The 18,886-nt window shown below is 59.6% G+C and carries 15 protein-coding genes; 2 read left to right on the top strand and 13 right to left on the bottom strand.

The annotated features are described in order from the left end of the window. Nucleotides 1–119 precede the first annotated feature (119 nt). Entirely contained in the window at nucleotides 120–278 is a 159-nt protein-coding gene (locus BMY54_RS03490; RefSeq protein WP_003228885.1) for a YqaE/Pmp3 family membrane protein, read from the bottom strand. A gap of 194 nt (nucleotides 279–472) precedes the next feature. Beyond that, the gene (locus tag BMY54_RS03485) at nucleotides 473–1,756 is read right to left on the bottom strand and encodes an aspartate aminotransferase family protein (protein WP_093429951.1); all 1,284 of its coding nucleotides are present in this window, start codon (nucleotides 1,754–1,756) and stop codon (nucleotides 473–475) included. A gap of 169 nt (nucleotides 1,757–1,925) precedes the next feature. Between BMY54_RS03485 and BMY54_RS03480 the strand changes: the two genes are divergently transcribed. After that, the gene (locus BMY54_RS03480) at nucleotides 1,926–2,840 is read left to right on the top strand and encodes a LysR family transcriptional regulator (protein WP_093429950.1); all 915 of its coding nucleotides are present in this window, start codon (nucleotides 1,926–1,928) and stop codon (nucleotides 2,838–2,840) included. Nucleotides 2,841–3,067: 227 nt separating this feature from the next. On the opposite strand, the gene BMY54_RS03475 is transcribed toward BMY54_RS03480, so the two are convergent. The 11 genes from BMY54_RS03475 to bioB form a co-directional block, all read right to left on the bottom strand. Further along, nucleotides 3,068–4,846 carry an acyl-CoA dehydrogenase C-terminal domain-containing protein gene (locus BMY54_RS03475; protein ID WP_093429949.1) on the bottom strand — a complete coding sequence of 593 codons (1,779 nt, stop codon included), beginning with the start codon at nucleotides 4,844–4,846 and terminating at the stop codon, nucleotides 3,068–3,070. Nucleotides 4,847–5,050: 204 nt separating this feature from the next. After that, on the bottom strand, nucleotides 5,051–6,847 hold the full coding sequence (locus BMY54_RS03470; RefSeq protein ID WP_093429948.1) for an acyl-CoA dehydrogenase C-terminal domain-containing protein: 1,797 nt from the start codon (nucleotides 6,845–6,847) through the stop codon (nucleotides 5,051–5,053). Nucleotides 6,848–6,937: 90 nt separating this feature from the next. Then, on the bottom strand, nucleotides 6,938–8,227 hold the full coding sequence (locus tag BMY54_RS03465) for a GGDEF domain-containing protein (protein WP_093429947.1): 1,290 nt from the start codon (nucleotides 8,225–8,227) through the stop codon (nucleotides 6,938–6,940). Between the two features lie 198 nt (nucleotides 8,228–8,425). Next, nucleotides 8,426–10,528, bottom strand: a complete 2,103-nt coding sequence (locus tag BMY54_RS03460; protein WP_093429946.1) for a cytochrome-c peroxidase — start codon at nucleotides 10,526–10,528, stop codon at nucleotides 8,426–8,428. A gap of 271 nt (nucleotides 10,529–10,799) precedes the next feature. Further along, complete coding sequence (locus BMY54_RS03455) at nucleotides 10,800–12,605, bottom strand: phenylacyl-CoA dehydrogenase (RefSeq protein WP_093429945.1); 1,806 nt, start codon at nucleotides 12,603–12,605, stop codon at nucleotides 10,800–10,802. Between the two features lie 274 nt (nucleotides 12,606–12,879). Further along, a complete protein-coding gene (locus tag BMY54_RS03450; RefSeq protein ID WP_093429944.1) occupies nucleotides 12,880–13,176 on the bottom strand; it encodes a pyrroloquinoline quinone biosynthesis protein PqqE in 297 nt (98 codons plus the stop codon). 107 nt (nucleotides 13,177–13,283) lie between these two features. Further along, the gene (gene bioD / locus BMY54_RS03445; protein WP_093429943.1) at nucleotides 13,284–13,964 is read right to left on the bottom strand and encodes a dethiobiotin synthase; all 681 of its coding nucleotides are present in this window, start codon (nucleotides 13,962–13,964) and stop codon (nucleotides 13,284–13,286) included. Further along, a complete protein-coding gene (bioC, locus tag BMY54_RS03440; protein ID WP_093429942.1) occupies nucleotides 13,961–14,770 on the bottom strand; it encodes a malonyl-ACP O-methyltransferase BioC in 810 nt (269 codons plus the stop codon). The genes bioD and bioC overlap by 4 nt, the downstream gene beginning before the upstream one ends. After that, entirely contained in the window at nucleotides 14,763–15,494 is a 732-nt protein-coding gene (locus tag BMY54_RS03435) for an alpha/beta fold hydrolase (RefSeq protein WP_093429941.1), read from the bottom strand. The genes bioC and BMY54_RS03435 overlap by 8 nt, the downstream gene beginning before the upstream one ends. Then, nucleotides 15,487–16,665, bottom strand: coding sequence for an 8-amino-7-oxononanoate synthase (gene bioF / locus BMY54_RS03430; protein ID WP_093429979.1), 1,179 nt, complete (start codon nucleotides 16,663–16,665; stop codon nucleotides 15,487–15,489). Before bioF ends, BMY54_RS03435 begins: the two co-directional genes overlap by 8 nt. Before the next feature lie 161 nt (nucleotides 16,666–16,826). Beyond that, nucleotides 16,827–17,882 (bottom strand): biotin synthase BioB, encoded by a 1,056-nt coding sequence (bioB, locus tag BMY54_RS03425; RefSeq protein WP_007910031.1) that lies wholly within the window; start codon nucleotides 17,880–17,882, stop codon nucleotides 16,827–16,829. A 91-nt stretch (nucleotides 17,883–17,973) separates the two neighbouring features. Between bioB and BMY54_RS03420 the strand changes: the two genes are divergently transcribed. Next, a complete protein-coding gene (locus BMY54_RS03420) occupies nucleotides 17,974–18,708 on the top strand; it encodes a ComF family protein (RefSeq protein ID WP_093429940.1) in 735 nt (244 codons plus the stop codon). The last annotated feature ends 178 nt before the right edge of the window (nucleotides 18,709–18,886 follow it).

Here is an 18,886-nt window from a genome sequence, read left to right as displayed (position 1 = left end):
TCAAAACCGAATTGCCCCATTCGCGAGCAGGCTCGCTCCCACATTGGATCTGTGTTGTTCACAAATCCCCTGTGGGAGCGAGCCTGCTCGCGAAAGCTATCTACTTGGCGCAGCAGTACTCAACGCTTGGCGATGATGTACACCGCATGCACGATCCCCGGAATATACCCGCACAACGTCAGCAGAATGTTCAACCAGAACGCCCCGCCAAACCCGACCTGCAGAAACACACCCAGTGGCGGCAACAGAATGGCGATGATGATGCGAATGAAGTCCATGGGTCAGCTCCTGAATGGGGGTTGGCTCACATGAGCCATACAAGCTAATCGACCTGCGCCGTTCGTCAGGGTTCAGTGCAACTGCCATTTGATCGCCATCACCTCACAAAAAAACGCCCCACGCCAAAAGAATCAGGCGTGGGGCGTGCGTTATACCGCGAGACGGTTCTGGAAATCGGGTAGGAAAGTTCAGCTCAGACGGCAATCCCTTTACGGCATTGCAGTTGCGCGGTGCGCACTCGCGAGAACGCGCGGCCCAGGCGCAGGAGCATTTCGTCGATGTTGGTTTTGCTGACAGTGAGCGCCGGGGTGAAGCGCAAACAGTTGGCTTGCGGGGCGTTGAGCAGCAGGCCTTCGTGCTGGGCTGCATGGACCACAGCATCGGCGGAATCGTCCGACAGGGTCAGACCATAGAACAGGCCTTGGCCGCGCAATTCGCCGTTGTCGTAGCGGTGCGCCAATCGGGCCAGGCCTTCGCGCAGATGCTGGCCATTATCGTTGACCTGCTGCAGGAAGCTGCAGTCGTACACGCTGTCGAGCACCACGAGACCAGCCGCTGTCATCAGCGCATTGCCGTGATGCGTGCCGCCCAGTTCACCCGCGTCGAAACAACACGCCTTGCCTCGCGCCAGCAGCGCCGCCAAGGGCACACCGCCGCCAAGGCCTTTGCCGAGCACGACGATATCGGCGCGTACGCCATAGGACTGTTCGGCAAGCAAGGTGCCGCAGCGACCGATGCCGGTTTGTACTTCGTCGAGGATCAGCAGAATGCCCAGCTCTCGGCACAGACGTTCAACACCTTTTAGATAATGCCCGGTCGCCGGCACCACCCCCGCATCGCTCTGGATCGGTTCAAGCATGATCGCCACGGTTTGCGCATCGACCGCCGCGTGCAGGGCCGGCAAGTCGTTGAACGGCACCAGATCGAAACCCGGCAGCAACGGCGCGAAACGGTTGTGCAGGTTGCAGCTGTCGGAGGCAGAAATCGTCGCCAGACTGCGGCCATGGCAACCCTGCTTCGCGACAATGATTCGCGAGGCGCCGCCACGACGCAGTTGGCCCCACTTGCGCGCGAGTTTGATCGCCGCTTCACAGGCTTCGCTGCCGCTGTTGAGTAGATAGGCCTGATCGCTACCGGTGCTGGCGCACAGACGTTCGGCGAGGCTGAGCATGCCGCGATTGTGCAGATTGAAGCCGGGATTGATCAGTGCCTGCGCCTGACTGCTGATGGCTTTGACCAATGCCGAAGGACTGTGACCAAGACTATTCGCGCCACCGGCCTGGGAAAAGTCGAGGTACGCACGATCGTTGCTGTCCCACAACCAGGAACCCTGACCACGAACGAACACCTGTTGCGGCCGTTCGACGCTGGGCATCAGGCGTTCGGTGCTCAGATTTTCGTTGATATCAGAAGGATCAACCTCAAAGGCGAGGTCATCAAGACTCGGCGTCTGGCGCCGCAAACTGAACAGATTCATTGAAAAACACCGCGTTTAAGGTGTTTTGAACTGCCTATGCAAACACTGTCGAAGCGAACGCTATTCATCGCGCTTTCTGGCCCTGTAAGCCTTGTGAATGCGGTTAGACTAGGCTCACTGAGGCCTGCAGGCCATTTCGATTTACCAGCATTTTCGATAAGCATTACTTATGGATTTCAAACAACTGCGTTATTTCGTCGCGGTCTACGAAGAAGGCCATGTCGGTCGCGCCGCCGAACGCCTGTCGATCTCGCAACCGGCACTGTCGCAGCAGATCCGCCAGCTCGAACAGAACCTCGACGTTACCCTGTTCGAGCGCAGCAGCAAGCGTCTGCTGCCAACCCTCGCCGCGCACACGTTGTACAACCACGCCTTGCCGCTGCTCGACGGATTGCAGCGGGCGCGTGAGGCATTGGGCAACTTCAAGGGCCAGGCCTTGCGCACGCTGGCAATCGGCGTGCTGCAAACGGTTCACACCAGTCTCGTTCCGCAAATGCTTGAGCGGGTGCGCAAGGCACAGCCACATCTGGTGGTGCAGATCTATGAATTGACCGGACTTGAGATCGAGCGGCGGCTGCTCAACGGCTCTTTGGACATCGGCATCAGTTACCTGCCGCCGCGCCAACCCGGCCTGCACGGCGTGATGCTCTACGAAGATGAGCTGACGCTGGTTATCCCGGCGGATCATCCGCTGCGTGAATTCAAGAAAGTTTCGATGCGCCAGGCGGCTGAACTGCCGATGTTGCTGCTGGGCGAAGAGTTTCAGATCCGCCAGATCTGGCAGGCGCAACTGACCAACCTCGGACGACGCCCGCAGGTGCAGGCCGAACTGAACAATATGGTGGGGATACTCGACAGTCTGCCGCACACCAAACTGGCGACGGTGCTGCCGGGGCGTTCGCAAAAGGAGTACGACGATCAGGATCTGCTCTGGAAACCGCTGAGCGAACCGCGCGTGCCGCTGAAAGTTGGGTTGGTCTGTCGCGATGTGCAGCGCCAGCAGGCACCTTTGGCGCTATTGCAGACATTGCTGGAGGAAGTGATGGAGCGTGAAGTGCGGCCAGAGAGAGATCCTCTGGTCTGAGCACTTTTCTTCAGGCAAAAGAAAACCCCGCCGAAGCGGGGCTTTGCAGACTGTTTCCCTGACATCCATTTCACTCCGCCACCCTGGCAGAATCCTACGTGTCCGTGTTGTTGCTTTGCGCTTCCTGCGCGACGTCCATGAAATGTAGATTAGCCGTGGATCCAATCTACGCATATGGGAGAACAGCAGCACGTCATGTAAGAGAATGCTTACATGACGTCATCGCATCAGAATTGCGCCGCATCCAGCAGGAACAGCGACTCGCTACCGGCCTTCACCGACGCACTCAACGAGTGGATACGCGGCAGCAAACGGGCGAAGTAGAAGCGCGCGGTGCCCAGTTTGCTGGCATAGAAATCGTCTTGCGCTTCTTTGCCCAGCGAAGCTTTGGCCATCAATGCCCACATGTAGGCGTACGCTGTGTATCCGAATGCTTGCAAATATTCGACCGAAGCCGCGCCGATTTCGTTCGGATTGGTTTTCGCCCGGTCCAGCAGCCACGAGGTCAGCTCGTCGAGAGTGTCGACGGCATCGTTCAGCGGCTTGGTGAATTCACCCAGATCGGCGCTGGCCGTCGCGGTGAAATGGCGGATCTCGTCAGCGAACAGCTTGTAGAAAGCGCCACCGCTGCCGACGATCTTGCGCCCGACCAGGTCCAGCGCCTGAATGCCGTTGGTGCCTTCATAGATCTGGGTGATGCGCACGTCACGTACCAGTTGCTCCTGACCCCACTCGCGGATGTAGCCGTGGCCGCCGAAAATCTGCTGGCCGTGCACGGTGGTTTCCAGACCCAGGTCGGTGAGGAATGCCTTGGCCACCGGCGTCAGCAACGCGACCAGATCTTCCGCACGTTTGCGGGTGGTGGCGTCTTCGCTGAACTTGGCGGTGTCGAGCTGCATCGCTACGTAGGTGGAGAACGCACGGCCGCCCTCGTTCGAGGCTTTCATGGTCAGCAACATGCGCCGCACGTCCGGATGGACGATGATCGGGTCAGCGACTTTTTCTTTGTTCTGCGCGCCAGTCGGCGAACGGCTTTGCAGACGGTCGCGGGCGTATTCGACGGCGTTCTGATAGGAGCGCTCGCCGGTGGCCAGACCTTGGATGCCGACGCCCAAACGCTCGTAGTTCATCATGGTGAACATCGCGGCCAGACCTTTGTTCGGCTCACCGACCAGATAGCCCACGGCTTCATCGAAGTTCATCACACAGGTCGCGGACGCCTGGATGCCCATTTTGTGTTCGATCGAACCGCAGTTCGCCGGGTTGCGCGCGCCGAGGCTGCCGTCGGCGTTGACCATGAACTTCGGCACGAGGAACAGCGAGATGCCTTTAGGACCGGCCGGGGCGTCCGGCAGCTTGGCCAGCACCAGGTGAATGATGTTTTCGGTGAGGTCGTGTTCGCCGCCAGTGATGAAGATCTTGGTGCCGCTGACTTTGTAGGAGCCGTCGGCCTGAGGCTCGGCCTTGGTGCGAATAATCCCCAGGTCGGTGCCGGCGTGCGGCTCGGTCAGGCACATCGAGCCGGCCCAGACGCCAGCGTACATGTTCGGCAGGTACGCGGCTTTCAGCTCTTCGCTGGCGTGAGCGTTGATCGACAGGCAGGCGCCGGCGGTCAGCATCGGGTACAGACCGAAGGACAGGCTGGCGGAGTTGACCATTTCTTCGACTTGCGCCGACACGGCTTTGGGCATGCCCATGCCGCCGTATTGCGGATCGCCACCGACGCCAACCCAGCCGCCTTCAGCGTACGTCTGATAAGCCTGTGGGAAACCGGCCGGCGTGGTGACGGCACCGTCCTTCCAGTGGCAGCCTTCTTCGTCGGCAGCGCGGCTCAGAGGTGCGATGCTTTTGCTGGTGACTTTGCCGGCCTCTTCGAGAATGGCTTCAACGGTTTCGGCGTCGACGGTCTCGGCCAGTGCCGGCAGTTCGGCCCAGAGTTTGGCGACCTCGAACACTTCATTGAGGACGAAGCGCATATCGCGCAGCGGCGCTTTGTAGTCAGCCATGGCAAACCTCGCAAGATCTAAACAGGTGATTCGTGGAATGATGTTTTCTGAGCCCGAGTGTACCTCAACAACTTTTGCGACACATAGGGTCAACCGGTGACCGATTTGTTATTTTTAGTCACCACAAAAAATCGCAGCCTGCGGCAGCTCCAGATAAAACTCGGTCCCAAGGAGCTGCCGCAGGCTGCGATCTTTTGATCTTCCTTAAAGCGCAAACATTTCAGCCGGCAACTTCATCAAGCAATCACTGCCCGCCTCGATCGCCGCACGATGCGCCGCCGTACGCGGCAACAAGCGCTTGAAGTAAAACTCGCACGTCGCCAATTTCCCGCGCAGGTAATCCCTCTCGCCCTCGCCCGCCTCCAGTTGCGCCTGCGCCACCAGGCCCATGCGCAACCACAGATAGCCAAGGATGATGTAACCGCTGTACATCAGGTAATCCACCGACGCCGCGCCCACTTCATCCGGGTTCTTCATCGCCGCCATGCCGACCTTCATCGTCAGGTCGCCCCACTGCTGGTTCAGCTCATTGAGCTGCGCAACGAAACCGCCCAGCTGCGGGTGCTCAGCGTTGGCTGAGCAGAACTTATGGACGATTTTGGTGAAACCGCGCAGCAACTTGCCCTGACTGCCCAGCACCTTGCGTCCGAGCAGGTCCAGCGCCTGAATGCCGTTGGTGCCTTCATAGATCGGTGCAATCCGGCAATCGCGCACCAGTTGCTCCATGCCCCATTCGCGAATGAAACCGTGGCCGCCGAACACCTGCATGCCGTGGTTGGTCACCTCCAGGCCAGTGTCGGTCATGAAGGCCTTGCAGATCGGCGTGAGAAACGCCAACAAGTCTTCGGCCTCCTGACGCGCCTCGGCATCGCTGCCCAGATGCGCGACATCGAGCAACTGCGCGGTGAAGTAGGTCAGCGCCCGATTGCCTTCGTTAAAGGCTTTCATGGTCAGCAGCATGCGCCGCACGTCCGGGTGGACAATGATCGGGTCTGCAGGTTTATCCGGGGCTTTGGCGCCGGTCAGCGCGCGCATCTGCAAGCGGTCGTTGGCGTATTTGATCGCGCCCTGGAAGCTTGCTTCGCCCAGACACAAACCCTGCATGCCGGTGCCTAGCCGCGCGTGGTTCATCATGGTGAACATGCAGTTCAGGCCCTTGTTCGGCTCACCGATCAGATAGCCCTTGGCGCTATCGAAGTTCAGCACACAAGTGGCTGAAGCCTTGATACCCATCTTGTGTTCGATCGAACCACAGGAAACACCGTTGCGCTCGCCCGCTTCACCCGCCGTATCCGGCAAGAATTTCGGCACGATAAACAGCGAAATCCCTTTGGTCCCGGCTGGAGCGTCGGGCAATTTGGCCAACACCAGATGGATGATGTTGTCGCTCATGTCGTGCTCGCCGGCAGAGATGAAAATCTTGCTGCCGGTGACCGCGTAACTACCATCAGCCTGAGGCACAGCGCGGGTCTTGATGATCCCCAGGTCGGTGCCGCAATGGGCTTCTGTCAGGCACATGGTGCCGGTCCATTGCCCGGCGGTGAGTTTGCTCAGGTAGGTGTCTTTCTGCTCGGCGCTGCCATGGGCATGGATCGCCGACATCGCGCCGTGGGTCAGGCCTGGGTACATGCCCCAGGAAGTGTTGCTGGAGCCGACCATCTCGCTGATCACCAGCCCAAGCGAGCTCGGCAAACCCTGGCCGCCGTAAGCCGGATCCGCCGCCAGACCGTGCCAGCCGCCTTCCACGTATTGTGCGAAGGCTTGCTTGAAGCCTGCAGGCGTTGTCACCACGCCGTTGTCGAAATGGCAGCCCTCTTCATCACCGCTGCGATTGAGCGGCGCCAGAACGTTCTCACAGAACTTCGCGCCCTCTTCGAGGATCGCGTTGATCATGTCCGGGCTGGCGTCGTGCGCGCCAAGGGCGGCGTAATTGCTGTGGAAGTCGAAGACGTGATCGATCAGAAAGCGCATGTCGCGCAAGGGAGCTTTGTACTCAGGCATGGTGGCTTCTCCGTCAGCAGATTTCTCCAACCTACTGCCGGCCACCACACCCCACAATCATTGTGCAGACGCTGAATGCGCCGTCATCACTCAACCTGCGGCCGTGTCCATGCGCACCGCGCCACGGCGGTTTTGTCCGTATGCCATCACGCAGTTACGCCCCGCGCCTTTTGCGGCATAGAGCGCCTCGTCGGCGGACTTCAGCACTTGTTCCGGGTTGCGCTGCTCCACTCGTTCAGCAACACCGATGCTGACCGTGACCGAAACACTGGAAGCACCAGAGCCGGCGCGGCGCTGCCGACCTTGCTGATCATCCTGCGGACGGTTTTCCTGATTGCGCAGTTGAATGTTGTAAGAAGCTATCGACTCGCGGATCACCTCAAGGTGCGGCATGCACTCCTCAAGGGTTTTGCCTGCGAACACCAGGGCGAATTCCTCACCGCCATAACGATACGCCCTACCGCCACCGCTGATTTTCGACAGTTTGCTGGCGACCAGACGCAAAACCTGGTCACCAACATCGTGGCCGTGGGTGTCGTTGAATTTCTTGAAGTGATCGACGTCGCTCATCGCCAATACATAGTTGCGACCCAAGCGCTGCATGCGTTCGTTGAGCGCGCGACGGCCCGGCAGACCGGTGAGTTCGTCGCGGAAGGCCATCTGATAAGCCTCGTGCGCAACCGCGGCGGCGATCATCAACATCACCTGACTGCACATGATGTTCAGGGTAAACGGCAGGATGAAGGTTTTCGGCAGCATCCAGAACACGCCGAGCAGGCCAACCAATTGCGCCGCATGCAGCGGACGTGGATTGCGCCAGTATTGCCAGGCCAATAGCAGGAACGCCGAGATGAACACTGGATACGAGAGCTGGATCAAACTCATCCACGCGCCGTGCAGCGCCGGCCAGCGAATTTCCGAGAGCCACATCAGCAATGCCTGGGGATAACTTTGCTCAAGCCCCAATGCCACGCTGCCAAAGGCCAGTAACACGGCGAAACGCGCGACCATGTCCTGGAATAGGTGTGTACGTTCCTGCCATGCGGCGAACAAGCCGAACAACAACGGCAACAGCAGGCAGACGAGGTGGAAGACCACCGCAGCGTCTTCGCGGACCTTGCCGTTGTCGCGGTAATAGTCGGTCTGGGTGTCGAGCAGAAAGTAGGCGATGTACACCGTGAGCATCAGAAACAGCTCGCGCTGACGGCGATAAACCGCGCAATACGCGCCGCCCAGCAACAGCACCAACGTCGGCAACACGTTGAACAGCGAAGTGAAGAACACGCTGAGGTCTTTGACGTACGCAGCCGCCAACCCCGCTAGTAACAACAGCAGTGATGGCAGGAAATGACTGAAACGTACAGCGGAAGAACGCGGCAAGGGTAAAGCTCCGACCCGTCATAGCAAAGAGATGGCATTGTGCCTGCAATGCGTGCAGTTAAGCACACACAATGTGATCCAGATCACACGCAGTCTCTTTAACGGCAGAAAACCTGACTATCTGAGCGATTTGCCAAGTTTTTTGCCCGATTTGCCGTGCTGGCCACCATCACTGATGGCCAGGCTTGAAAATATCCCTCACAGATCGTTGTAGAACGGCAGTAATGGCCCCTCCGCCGAACTCCGGCCCTCGGCCCCGTATGGCTTGAGCGAGAACAAAGCGTCGGTCGCTTGCCGGGTGGTGACTTTCGGACTGGCCGGCCGCTGGGTCACGGCGTTTTCATCGCCGATCTCGCCCTGCGGAAGAACCAGCGACGGATGATCGAACGGCGCCCGCTCCCAGGCCACGCGCGGATCGGTCAGGCCGACTTCCATGAATTTCACCAGTGCGTCGATCTCATCCGGCGTCAGGTTGAGATTGGTCATGTCCGGATCGAGATTTGAGGTGTTGTGCTGATTCGCCGAAGGATGCTCGAAACCGCTGGTGTTGTTGGCGTCTTCGCCACGACGGTCGCCGCCACGGTTGTAGAACTCCATCACCTGTTTAAGCGTGGCGCGGCTGCCGTTGTGGAAGTACGGCCCGGTCAGCGCGATGTTGCGCAAGGTCGGCGTCTTGAAGGCGCCGTCGACCGAATCACGGAAGTTGACGTTGGGCTTGAGCGTGGCGTCGCACGGAATCGCTGCGCTCAGCGGCGCCTCGAAGGTGCAGACATCGACGTCCAGCGGATCGGGGATGCTGCCGCCTTGCAACAGCTTGTTGTACTGGCGGCTGAACGACCATGGGTTACCCCAGGCATCCGAGCCACCGAGCGCCAGGTCTTCTGAGGTCGGACGCACACCGGTGTTGTAGAAACCGTTGTCGTAAAGGGTGATCAGGTTATCGGCCATGACCATGCGTTCGATGCGTTCACGCGGGTGCATCAGCAGGCGGCTGGCCGCGTTGGTCAGCTCCGCGCCGCCGTGGCAATTGACGCATTTGCCCTTGCCGAGGAACAGATTCATGCCCTGAACCTGCTGCGCGTTCATCGCGGTTGAATCGCCTTGCAGATAAGCATCAATCGGCGCCTGGTCAGAGATCAGGGTGGATTCGTACATCTGAATCGCCAACCCGAAGAACAGCGGGAAGTTGGCTTCCATCTGTGTATACGGTGCACCGCCCACCAGCACATTTTGTGTGGCGTTCCACAGGCGTGGCTGGAAGGCATTTTTGATCAATTCGCGATAAGTCGGACGCCGCGCGCCGGATACCGAAGCGAGCACGGAGTCGTTGGAAGAAATCCGCTGTTGCTTGAGCATCAACTGATCAAGCATGCGCCGGCCGATGTCGGCGAAAGTGCGGCCACCGCAGGACATTTCCACCCCGCTCCCGGGCGGACCTACTGCTTGCGACGCCGCAGAAGCATCGTTAAGCGCCAGCCGGACTTTGCTTGCCACGGTGCTGCGCTCGCTGGTCACGTAAATCGCCGCATCAGGGTCGCGATTGCCGAACGGCGAGAAGCCGTTAAACACGTTATTCGCCCGTCCGTCCCAAAAGTTGCGCACATTGAACGCTGCGTTGATCACCGACGGCGCGTTGCGCCCGGTGCTGCGGCGCACGTTGATGCCGCCGACCTGGAAGATGCCGTCAGGCTGCTGGGTGCATTTGTCGAAACGTGGCTGGTTGGGTTTGACGAAATTGGCGTCGAACACGCCTTGGGAGCCGATCACGTCGTCCGTCGAGTAAACAATCGGCGAGTTGCGCTCCAGTGGATTACTCAGCACATGGGTCGGAAAGTCGTTTTTCTTCAGTGTGTAGTTCGGCCCGCCCTTGCCGCCGGACAGCGTCGCGTAGGACGCCACATCGCCGGGAATATCCGACGCTACAAAGGGTTTGTTGAAGATCGAAGCGACGTTGGCATTGGTGTGCGCCTGGCCGGGGTTGAGCTGGTTGGTGATGCGGTGATCGACGCCGGCGTGGTAATGGCAGGACGCACACGCCGTGGCGCCGTCGCTGCCGACTTCCATGTCCCAGAACAGCGCTTTGCCCAGCAGGATTGCGGCGGACCGGTTGAGCACGTAGTCGGTCATCAGGTCGACTTTACGGCCACCCTCGGTTCCTGAGGGATCGGGCGGAACCATGCCTCGCAGTGATTGCAGGCTCGGCACTTGCGGCACCGGCGGATCCACTTCCACAGGATCAGCCGCCATGGCGCCGCAGGCACTTAGCGTGAGGGTTAACCCGACAAGTCGACAGATGTTCATATGCTTCACCCTGACGTTGTTGTTATGAGTTCGCCGGGCGAGAGGCGTCGTGAAACAGGACAGGATTTCTCGTGAGCGCCGGTTAATCTGCGCAGTGCAATTAATTGGCCACCCTTCCGAGATACATTTTGAATCAATAAACGCTCGGGCTGCGCGCTGTCAGCTCACCGTTTCTGCTGGGGAAACGTCCCCAGTGTTGGGGGTAAATCCAGCGCAAAAAAAACCGCTGCCCCCGAAAGAGCAGCGGTTTTTCAAAAGACCGCGTTAAGGCTTAGTAGCCCAGTGCGAAGTCTTCTTCTTTCATGTCCATCAGGTTGTTGGCGCCCGACAGCATGGTGGCCACGTGAGTACGGGTGCGTGGCAGGATGCGCTGGAAGTAGAAGCGCGCGGTTTGCAGCTTGGCGGTGTAGAACGCCGCGTCGCCACTGCCTTCTGCCAGCTTCTCGGCTGCTACACGCGCCATGTCGGCCCAGAAGTAAGCCAGGCAGGCATAACCGGAGTACATCAGGTAGTCCACGGAGGCCGCGCCGACTTCTTCGCGATCTTTCATGGCAGCCATACCGACCTTCATGGTCAGCTCGCCCCATTCCTTGTTGATTGCCGCCAACGGTGCGACGAACTCTGCAACGGCTTCGTTGCCTTCGTTGTTCTGGCAGAACTTGTGGACGATCTTGGTGAAGCCTTTCAGGGCCTCGCCTTGCGTCATCAGCACTTTACGGCCTAGCAGATCGAGTGCCTGGATACCGGTGGTGCCTTCGTACAGCATCGAAATGCGGCTGTCGCGAACGTTCTGCTCCATGCCCCACTCGGCGATGAAGCCGTGGCCGCCGTAGATCTGTACGCCGTGGTTGGCGGATTCAAAACCGACTTCGGTCATGAACGCCTTGGCGATCGGGGTCATGAAGGCCAGCAATGCGTCGGCTTTCTTTTTCTCTTCTTCATCGACGCCGTATTTGACGATGTCGACCTGTTTGGCGGTGAAGTACACCATCGCACGGTTGCCTTCGGCGAAAGCCTTCATGGTCAACAGCATGCGGCGTACGTCAGGGTGCACGATGATCGGGTCAGCGGCTTTGTCCGGCGCTTTCGGGCCAGTCAGGGAGCGCATTTGCAGACGGTCGCGAGCGTATTTCAGACCGCCCTGGAAACCGATTTCGGCGTGGGCCAGACCTTGCAGCGCGGTACCCAGGCGAGCGGTGTTCATAAAGGTGAACATGCAGTTCAGGCCTTTGTTCGCCGGGCCAATCAGGTAACCGGTGGCGCCGTCGAAGTTCATCACGCAAGTGGCGTTGCCGTGGATGCCCATCTTGTGTTCCAGCGAACCGCAACTCACTGCGTTGCGTGCACCGACGGTGCCATCAGCATTGGGCATGAACTTTGGAACGATGAACAGCGAGATGCCTTTGGTGCCGGCCGGTGCATCCGGCAGGCGGGCCAGTACGATGTGGACGATGTTGTCGGCCATGTCGTGTTCACCGGCCGAGATGAAGATCTTGGTGCCGGAAACTTTGTAAGAGCCATCGGCCTGAGGTTCGGCCTTGGTGCGCAGCATGCCCAGGTCGGTGCCGCAGTGCGGTTCGGTCAGGCACATGGTGCCGGTCCATTCGCCGGAAACCAGTTTGGTCAGATAGGCTTCTTGCTGCTCAGGGGTGCCGTGCTCGGAGATGGTGTTCATCGCACCGTGCGACAGGCCTGGGTACATGCCCCACGACCAGTTGGCTTCGCCAACCATCTCGCTCACTGCCAGACCCAGCGACTCCGGCAAGCCTTGGCCGCCGTGCGCAACGTCGTGAGCGAGGCTTGGCCAGCCGCCTTCGACGAATTGCTTGTAAGCCTCTTTGAAGCCGGTCGGGGTTTTCACGCCGGACTCGCTCCAGGTGCAACCTTCGAGGTCGCCCACGCGGTTCAGCGGCGCCAGTACCTGCTCACAAAACTTGGCGCCTTCTTCGAGAATGGCGTCAACCATGTCTGGAGTTGCGTCTGCGCAAGCCGGAAGGCTCTGATAGTGCGCTTCGTAGCCGAGCAGTTCGTCACGAACGAAGCGAATATCACGCAAGGGGGCCTTGTAGTCAGGCATAGCGATAAACCTCTGCTGATGTAACCGGGAATGAACGACCGTGTTGATTTGTTGTGACGGTCAAACAGTTGTTTGAAACATACGTTTACGCCGAAATCTTGTCAAGCGTCGATCTTTTGCCGTTCGTCATCGCATCTTTCAAACGCCGGACACAGCAAACCGCCATGCGCTCGATCGAGTCACGGGTGCTGAAAAAAGATTAGTTGAGGGAGAAGGACTTACAACGAAAAACGCCGCGACAAAGCGCGGCGTTCAGGGTGTAGATGGCGAAAAATCAGGCGAAGGTGTCGATGATCGTACCGAGCATTTCGTCGGAAGCTTTGGCGACTTTTACGCCCAGCTCCACCTGAAATTTGCCTTGGGCCATTTGCACCATGTCGCTGCCCAGGTCCATTTGCTGGCTGCGATCAACGCCACGCAGACGATCGACCTGCGCTTCCGAAGACTGGCTCGTGACCGAACGCTCAATGGTGTTGTTGGCAATCTGGCTGGCGGCCTGATCAACGCGGTTCTGCCCGCTCTGAATCGAGCTCAGACCTGCATAAAAAGCTGTGTTACCGGAGATTTCCATAACAGTTCTCATCCTTGGGAAGGATCAATGGCGCCATTGAACCAGAGGCGCCAGAAAAACACCCGTCAAAAACACTAATGGCACAGTGCCTGCCCATAGAGAAAAGCTTAGTCGAGCAGATCCAGTTGCAAATGATCCGCTACCGCTTCGGCACTCAAGCTCTTGAGTTTCGGCACGCGCCCAAGGCATGGCGCCGGAATTCGCTCGGCCAATGTGGCGAGGTTCTCCTCAAGCCGCGAAGTCTTCGGATCGATGATATTCGCCACCCACCCGGCCAGTTGCAGGCCATCACGGGCAATCGCCTCGGCCGTCAGCAAGGCATGACTGATGCACCCCAGCCGCACACCCACCACCAGAATCACCGGCAGCTTCAACGCAATCGCCAGATCCGACAGATTGTCCTGATCCGCCAACGCCACCCGCCAGCCACCCGCGCCCTCGATCAAGGTGAAATCGGCGTTCATCGCCAGAATCTCGCGCATCGGCGCCAGCAACGATTGCACGGTCAACGCTACTCCGGCCTCACGCGCTGCCAGGTGTGGAGCGATCGCAGGCTCGAACGCCACGGGATTGACCTGTTGATAAGTCAGCGGCAGCGAACATTCGGCCAACAGCGCCAACGCATCGGAATTGCGCAGCCCCTTCGGCGTCACTTCGCACCCTGAGGCCACCGGTTTGCCCGCTGCGGTACTCAAGCCCGCTGACCGCGCCGCATGCAGCAACCCGGCAGCCACGGTGGTCTTGCCGACGTCAGTGTCCGTTCCAGTGATGAAATAGGCTGCGCTCATACGGGTTTCTCCAACACGGCGTAGACCACCTGATAAGTCGCCGGCAATCCCGACGCTTCACGGAACTGCTCGTAAGCTTCCACCAGCCCGAGAATCCGCGCTCGTCCGGTCAAACCACCGGGCCGTCCGGGATTCAGATTGTGCGCACCCAAGGCCTTCAATTCATGGGTCAGGCTGCGCACATCGGGGTAATGCAGCACGTGAGGCTGATTCTCCAGGCTCAACGTACGCAAGCCACTGGCCGTACACAGTTGCTCATAACGGGTGAACTCGCGGAAGCGGTTGACGTGCACCATCCCGTCGACCTGCCGCCAACTGTCGCGCAACTCGAACAGCGTCCCTACACAAAGACTAGCAAACGCAAAAATCCCACCCGGTTTCAGTACGCGAAAGGCTTCGCTGAGCACCGCATCGAAGTCCGCGCACCATTGCACCGCCAGGCTGGAAAAGATCAAGTCGCAAGTCGAGTCCTGCAACGGCAGACGCTCCGCATCGCCAGCAATGAAGTAATCAGCGCCGCCCAACGGCCGCGCGTGATCGAGCATGCCCTCGGCAATGTCCAGCGCCAGACCATGGCCCTCGGCAAAATGCGCGGCCAGTGCCCGGGTGAAATAACCGGTGCCACAGCCCAGATCCAGCCAGCGCGACGGTGAAAAATCCGCCGGCAAGCGCTGCAGCAATTGTGTACCGACATCACGTTGCAACTCGGCGACGCTGTCGTAACTGGCCGCAGCGCGGGAAAAAGAGGCCGCGACCTGACGTTTGTCAGGCAAGCCGCCGGGCAGCACAAGAGACAAATCAGTCATCACCGCACTCATGTAGAAAAGCCTGGATAGCGCCCGCCAGTCCGTGGGGGTCTTCCAGAAGAAAGGCATGGCTGGCCTGTTCGATCAGACCGATTTCGATATCCGGCAACAGGACGAACAACGCCCCCGCCGCTTCCGCCGGAACGAGAGCGTCCTGTCCGGCGAACAGATGAAATTGCGGGCCGCGAAATGCTTGCAGTGCTTCGCGGGTGTCCAGTTGCGCGAGCAATTCCAGGCCCGCCATCAACGCCGACGGCGCCGTGTGCGGTGCGCCGCCGAGCATCAACCGCGACAAGCCGCGCGCATCTTGTGCACCTTGAGCACAGAGCAGCGAAAAGCGTTTGAGGGTCAGCCGGGGATCGGCCTGGCAACCGGCGAGAAATGCATCGAAGGTCTCGCCGGGCATCGCGGTCGGCCACTGTTCATGGGCAACGAAGGAAGGGTTGCTCGCCAGAGTCAGTAAACCGCAGCAGCGCTCGCCACGGCGCGCCGCCAATTCGGACGCGAGCATGCCACCCAGCGACCAGCCACCGAGCCAGACGTCTTGTGGAATGCGTTCATCGAGTTCATCGAGCCAGTCTTGCAGGTCACTGGAATCCAGCTCCGGCAGCGGCTCGATTTCCACTTTCAGATGCTCGTCGAGCCCTTGCAAAGCGGCGGCCAGAGGCTCCATCGGCGACACACCGAGGCCCCAGCCGGGCAGCAGAATCAGGCGATCACGCATGGCTTGGCTCCGACGACAGTTGGGCAAAGCAATCGGCCAGTCCGTCTAACAATAGCTGCACCTGCGCCTCGCTGTGGGCGGCGGTCAGGGTCACGCGCAAGCGCGCGCTGCCGGCGGGCACGGTCGGTGGGCGGATGGCGGTGACCATCAGCCCACGCTCGCGCAACATCAGCGAAAGACGTACCGCGCGCCCGGCATCGCCAATCATGATCGGCTGGATCGGCGTGAAGCTGTCCATCAGCTCCAGACCGATCTGCTCGGCGCCCTGGCGGAACTGGCGGATCAAGGTCTGCAGATGATCCCGGCGCCAGTGTTCAGTGCGTAGCAACTCCAGACTTTTCAGGGTCGCGCAGGCCAGCGCCGGCGGTTGGCTGGTGGTGTAGATGTACGGACGGGCGAACTGGATAAGGCTTTCGATCAACTCTTCATTGCCAGCAACAAATGCCCCTGCCGTGCCGAACGCTTTACCGAGGGTGCCAACTAGTACCGGCACATCTTCCTGGCTCAAACCGAAATGCTCGACGATGCCGCCGCCGCTCGCACCGAGCGGCCCGAACCCATGAGCGTCATCGACCATCAACCACGCGCCTTTGGCCTTGGCTTCACGAGCCAATGCCGGCAGGTCAGCGAGGTCGCCGTCCATGCTGAACACACCGTCAGTGACCACCAGCGTATTGCCGCTGGCTTTCTCAAGGCGCTTGGCCAGGCTCACCGCGTCGTTGTGCAGATAACGATTGAAACGCGCGCCGGACAACAGACCCGCGTCCAGCAGCGAAGCGTGATTGAGGCGATCTTCCAGCACCGTATCGCCCTGCCCGACCAGCGCCGTGACCGCGCCGATATTAGCCATGTAGCCGGTGGTAAAGAGCAATGCACGCGGTCGACCGGTGAGATCGGCCAGCGCTTCTTCCAGAGCGTGGTGCGGGCCGCTGTGGCCAATCACCAGATGCGAGGCACCGCCACCGACTCCCCAGCGTTCAGCACCGGCGCGCCAGGCTTCGATCACTTGCGGATGATTGGCCAAGCCCAGGTAATCGTTGTTGCAGAACGCGAGCAATGGTTTGCCGTCGACCACCACTTCAGGCCCCTGCGGGGACTCAAGCAGCGGTCGCTGGCGATAGAGATTTTCGGCACGACGGGCAGCAAGGCGTGCGGCGAGATCGAAAGACATGCAGGCCTCGACTTTCAAGTGACACAGATCCCTTGTGGGAGCGAGCCTGCTCGCGAATAGGCCTTCACATCCAACATCAATGTCGACTGAGGCACCGCTTTCGCGAGCAAGCTCGCTCCCACAGGGGTTTTGCATTCCTTCAGAGGAATCCGCGCAGCTTTTTACACTGCGGCGTTGTAGAACTGCTCACTGCTCTTCTGCTCCACCAGCGCCTGTTCGATTGCGGCCTGGTGAACCTCATCGGAATGTTCTTCACGTGCTTCCGGCTGAATGCCCAGACGCGCGAACAACTGCATGTCCTTGTCCGCCTGCGGGTTGGCGGTGGTCAGCAGTTTGTCGCCGTAGAAAATCGAGTTGGCGCCGGCGAAGAAGGCCAAGGCCTGCATCTGCTCGTTCATCGCTTCGCGGCCGGCGGACAGGCGTACGTGGGATTGCGGCATGAGAATGCGCGCCACGGCGAGCATGCGGATGAAGTCGAACGGGTCGACGTCTTCAGCATTTTCCAGCGGCGTGCCGGCAACTTTCACCAACATGTTGATCGGCACCGATTCCGGATGCTCCGGCAGGTTGGCCAACTGGATCAGCAGATTGGCGCGGTCATCCAGCGACTCGCCCATGCCGAGAATGCCGCCGGAGCAGATCTTCATCCCCGATTCACGCACATAGGCCAGCGTTTGCAGACGTTCGCTGTAAGTACGGGTGGTGATGATGCTGCCGTAGAACTCCGGCGACGTGTCGAGGTTGTGGTTGTAGTAATCGAGCCCGGCCTTGGCCAGTGCTTCGGTCTGATCCTGGTCGAGACGGCCAAGAGTCATGCAGGTTTCCAGGCCCATGGCCTTCACGCCTTCGACCATTTTCAGCACGTACGGCATGTCTTTCGCCGACGGATGTTTCCACGCCGCGCCCATGCAGAACCGTGTCGAACCGATAGCCTTGGCGCGTGCAGCCTCTTCGAGGACCTTCTGCACTTCCATCAGCTTTTCTTTTTCCAGGCCGGTGTTGTAGTGACCGGACTGCGGGCAGTACTTGCAGTCTTCCGGGCAGGCGCCGGTCTTGATCGACAGCAGTGTCGACACCTGAACGCGGTTGGCGTTGAAATGTGCGCGGTGCACCGTTTGCGCCTGGAACAGCAAGTCGTTGAATGGCTGTACGAAGAGTGCTTTGACTTCGGCCAGAGACCAGTCGTGACGCAGGGTGGCAGTGGTGCTCGCGCTCATGGGTAGTTCCTTGGTTATGCTTGGCTGGCGGCTGCGGGAATGGAATACCCACAGGCGCGACACGGATGTTCGGCATATTTAAGGAAGAGTCATGCGCTGTCAACCACGATACGAAGGACAGGTTTACATCTGTTTAAATAATGTACAGACCTGCTTACTTTGCGATGAGCCGGCAGAAGCAGAAATGCCAATCTGCGTGGCCTGCGAAACGGATTTGCCCTGGCTCGGCGACCACTGCCAGACCTGCGCCCTGCCACTCTCTGCCGCCGACCTGACCTGTGGCGAGTGCCTGCTAGAGCCGCCGGCGTTCGAACAGGTGGTGGTGCCGTGGCGCTACGGCTTCCCGGTCGACAGTTTGATTACGCGTTTTAAACACAACGCAAAATGGCCGTTTGGTCACCTGCTCGCCGACGTTCTCGGGCAATACCTGCAACATCGCTTCGATGAGGGGTTGCCGAGGCCTGATGTGTTGTTGCCGGTGCCGCTGGCGAACAAACGTCTGCGTCAACGCGGGTTCAACCAGGCTGCGATGCTGGCGCGCTGGTTGAGTCAGTCACTGGATCTGCCGTGCGAAGAACGGGTTCTGCGGCGAATCAAGGATACCGATGCTCAGCAGGATCTCGACGCCAAGGCGCGTAAAGGTAATCTGCGCAATGCCTTCAGCCTCATGCCGGATGCGCGCATAAAAGACCGACATCTCGCGCTGGTTGACGACGTATTGACCACTGGCGCGACCGCACAGGCTCTCGCCCGGTTGCTGATGAACGCAGGCGCTGCGCGGGTTGATGTCTATTGCCTGGCCCGCACGCCGAAACCCGGAAACTGAAGCCAACGCAATGTTCATGTGGGAGCGAGCTTGCTCGCGAAGGGGCCAGCACATTCAAAATCAATGTTGACTGACAAGCCGCTTTCGCGAGCAAGCTCGCTCCCACAGGGTTCTGCGTCAAGCTTGACTCTCGCGTTGCGAGCGGCCAACTTCCTCCTCCACCGCCACAGCAAAAAAG

The organism is Pseudomonas sp. ok266 (assembly GCF_900110195.1).
Lineage (GTDB): Bacteria > Pseudomonadota > Gammaproteobacteria > Pseudomonadales > Pseudomonadaceae > Aquipseudomonas > Aquipseudomonas neuropathica.
This window is presented reverse-complemented; position numbering and strand designations above follow the sequence as displayed.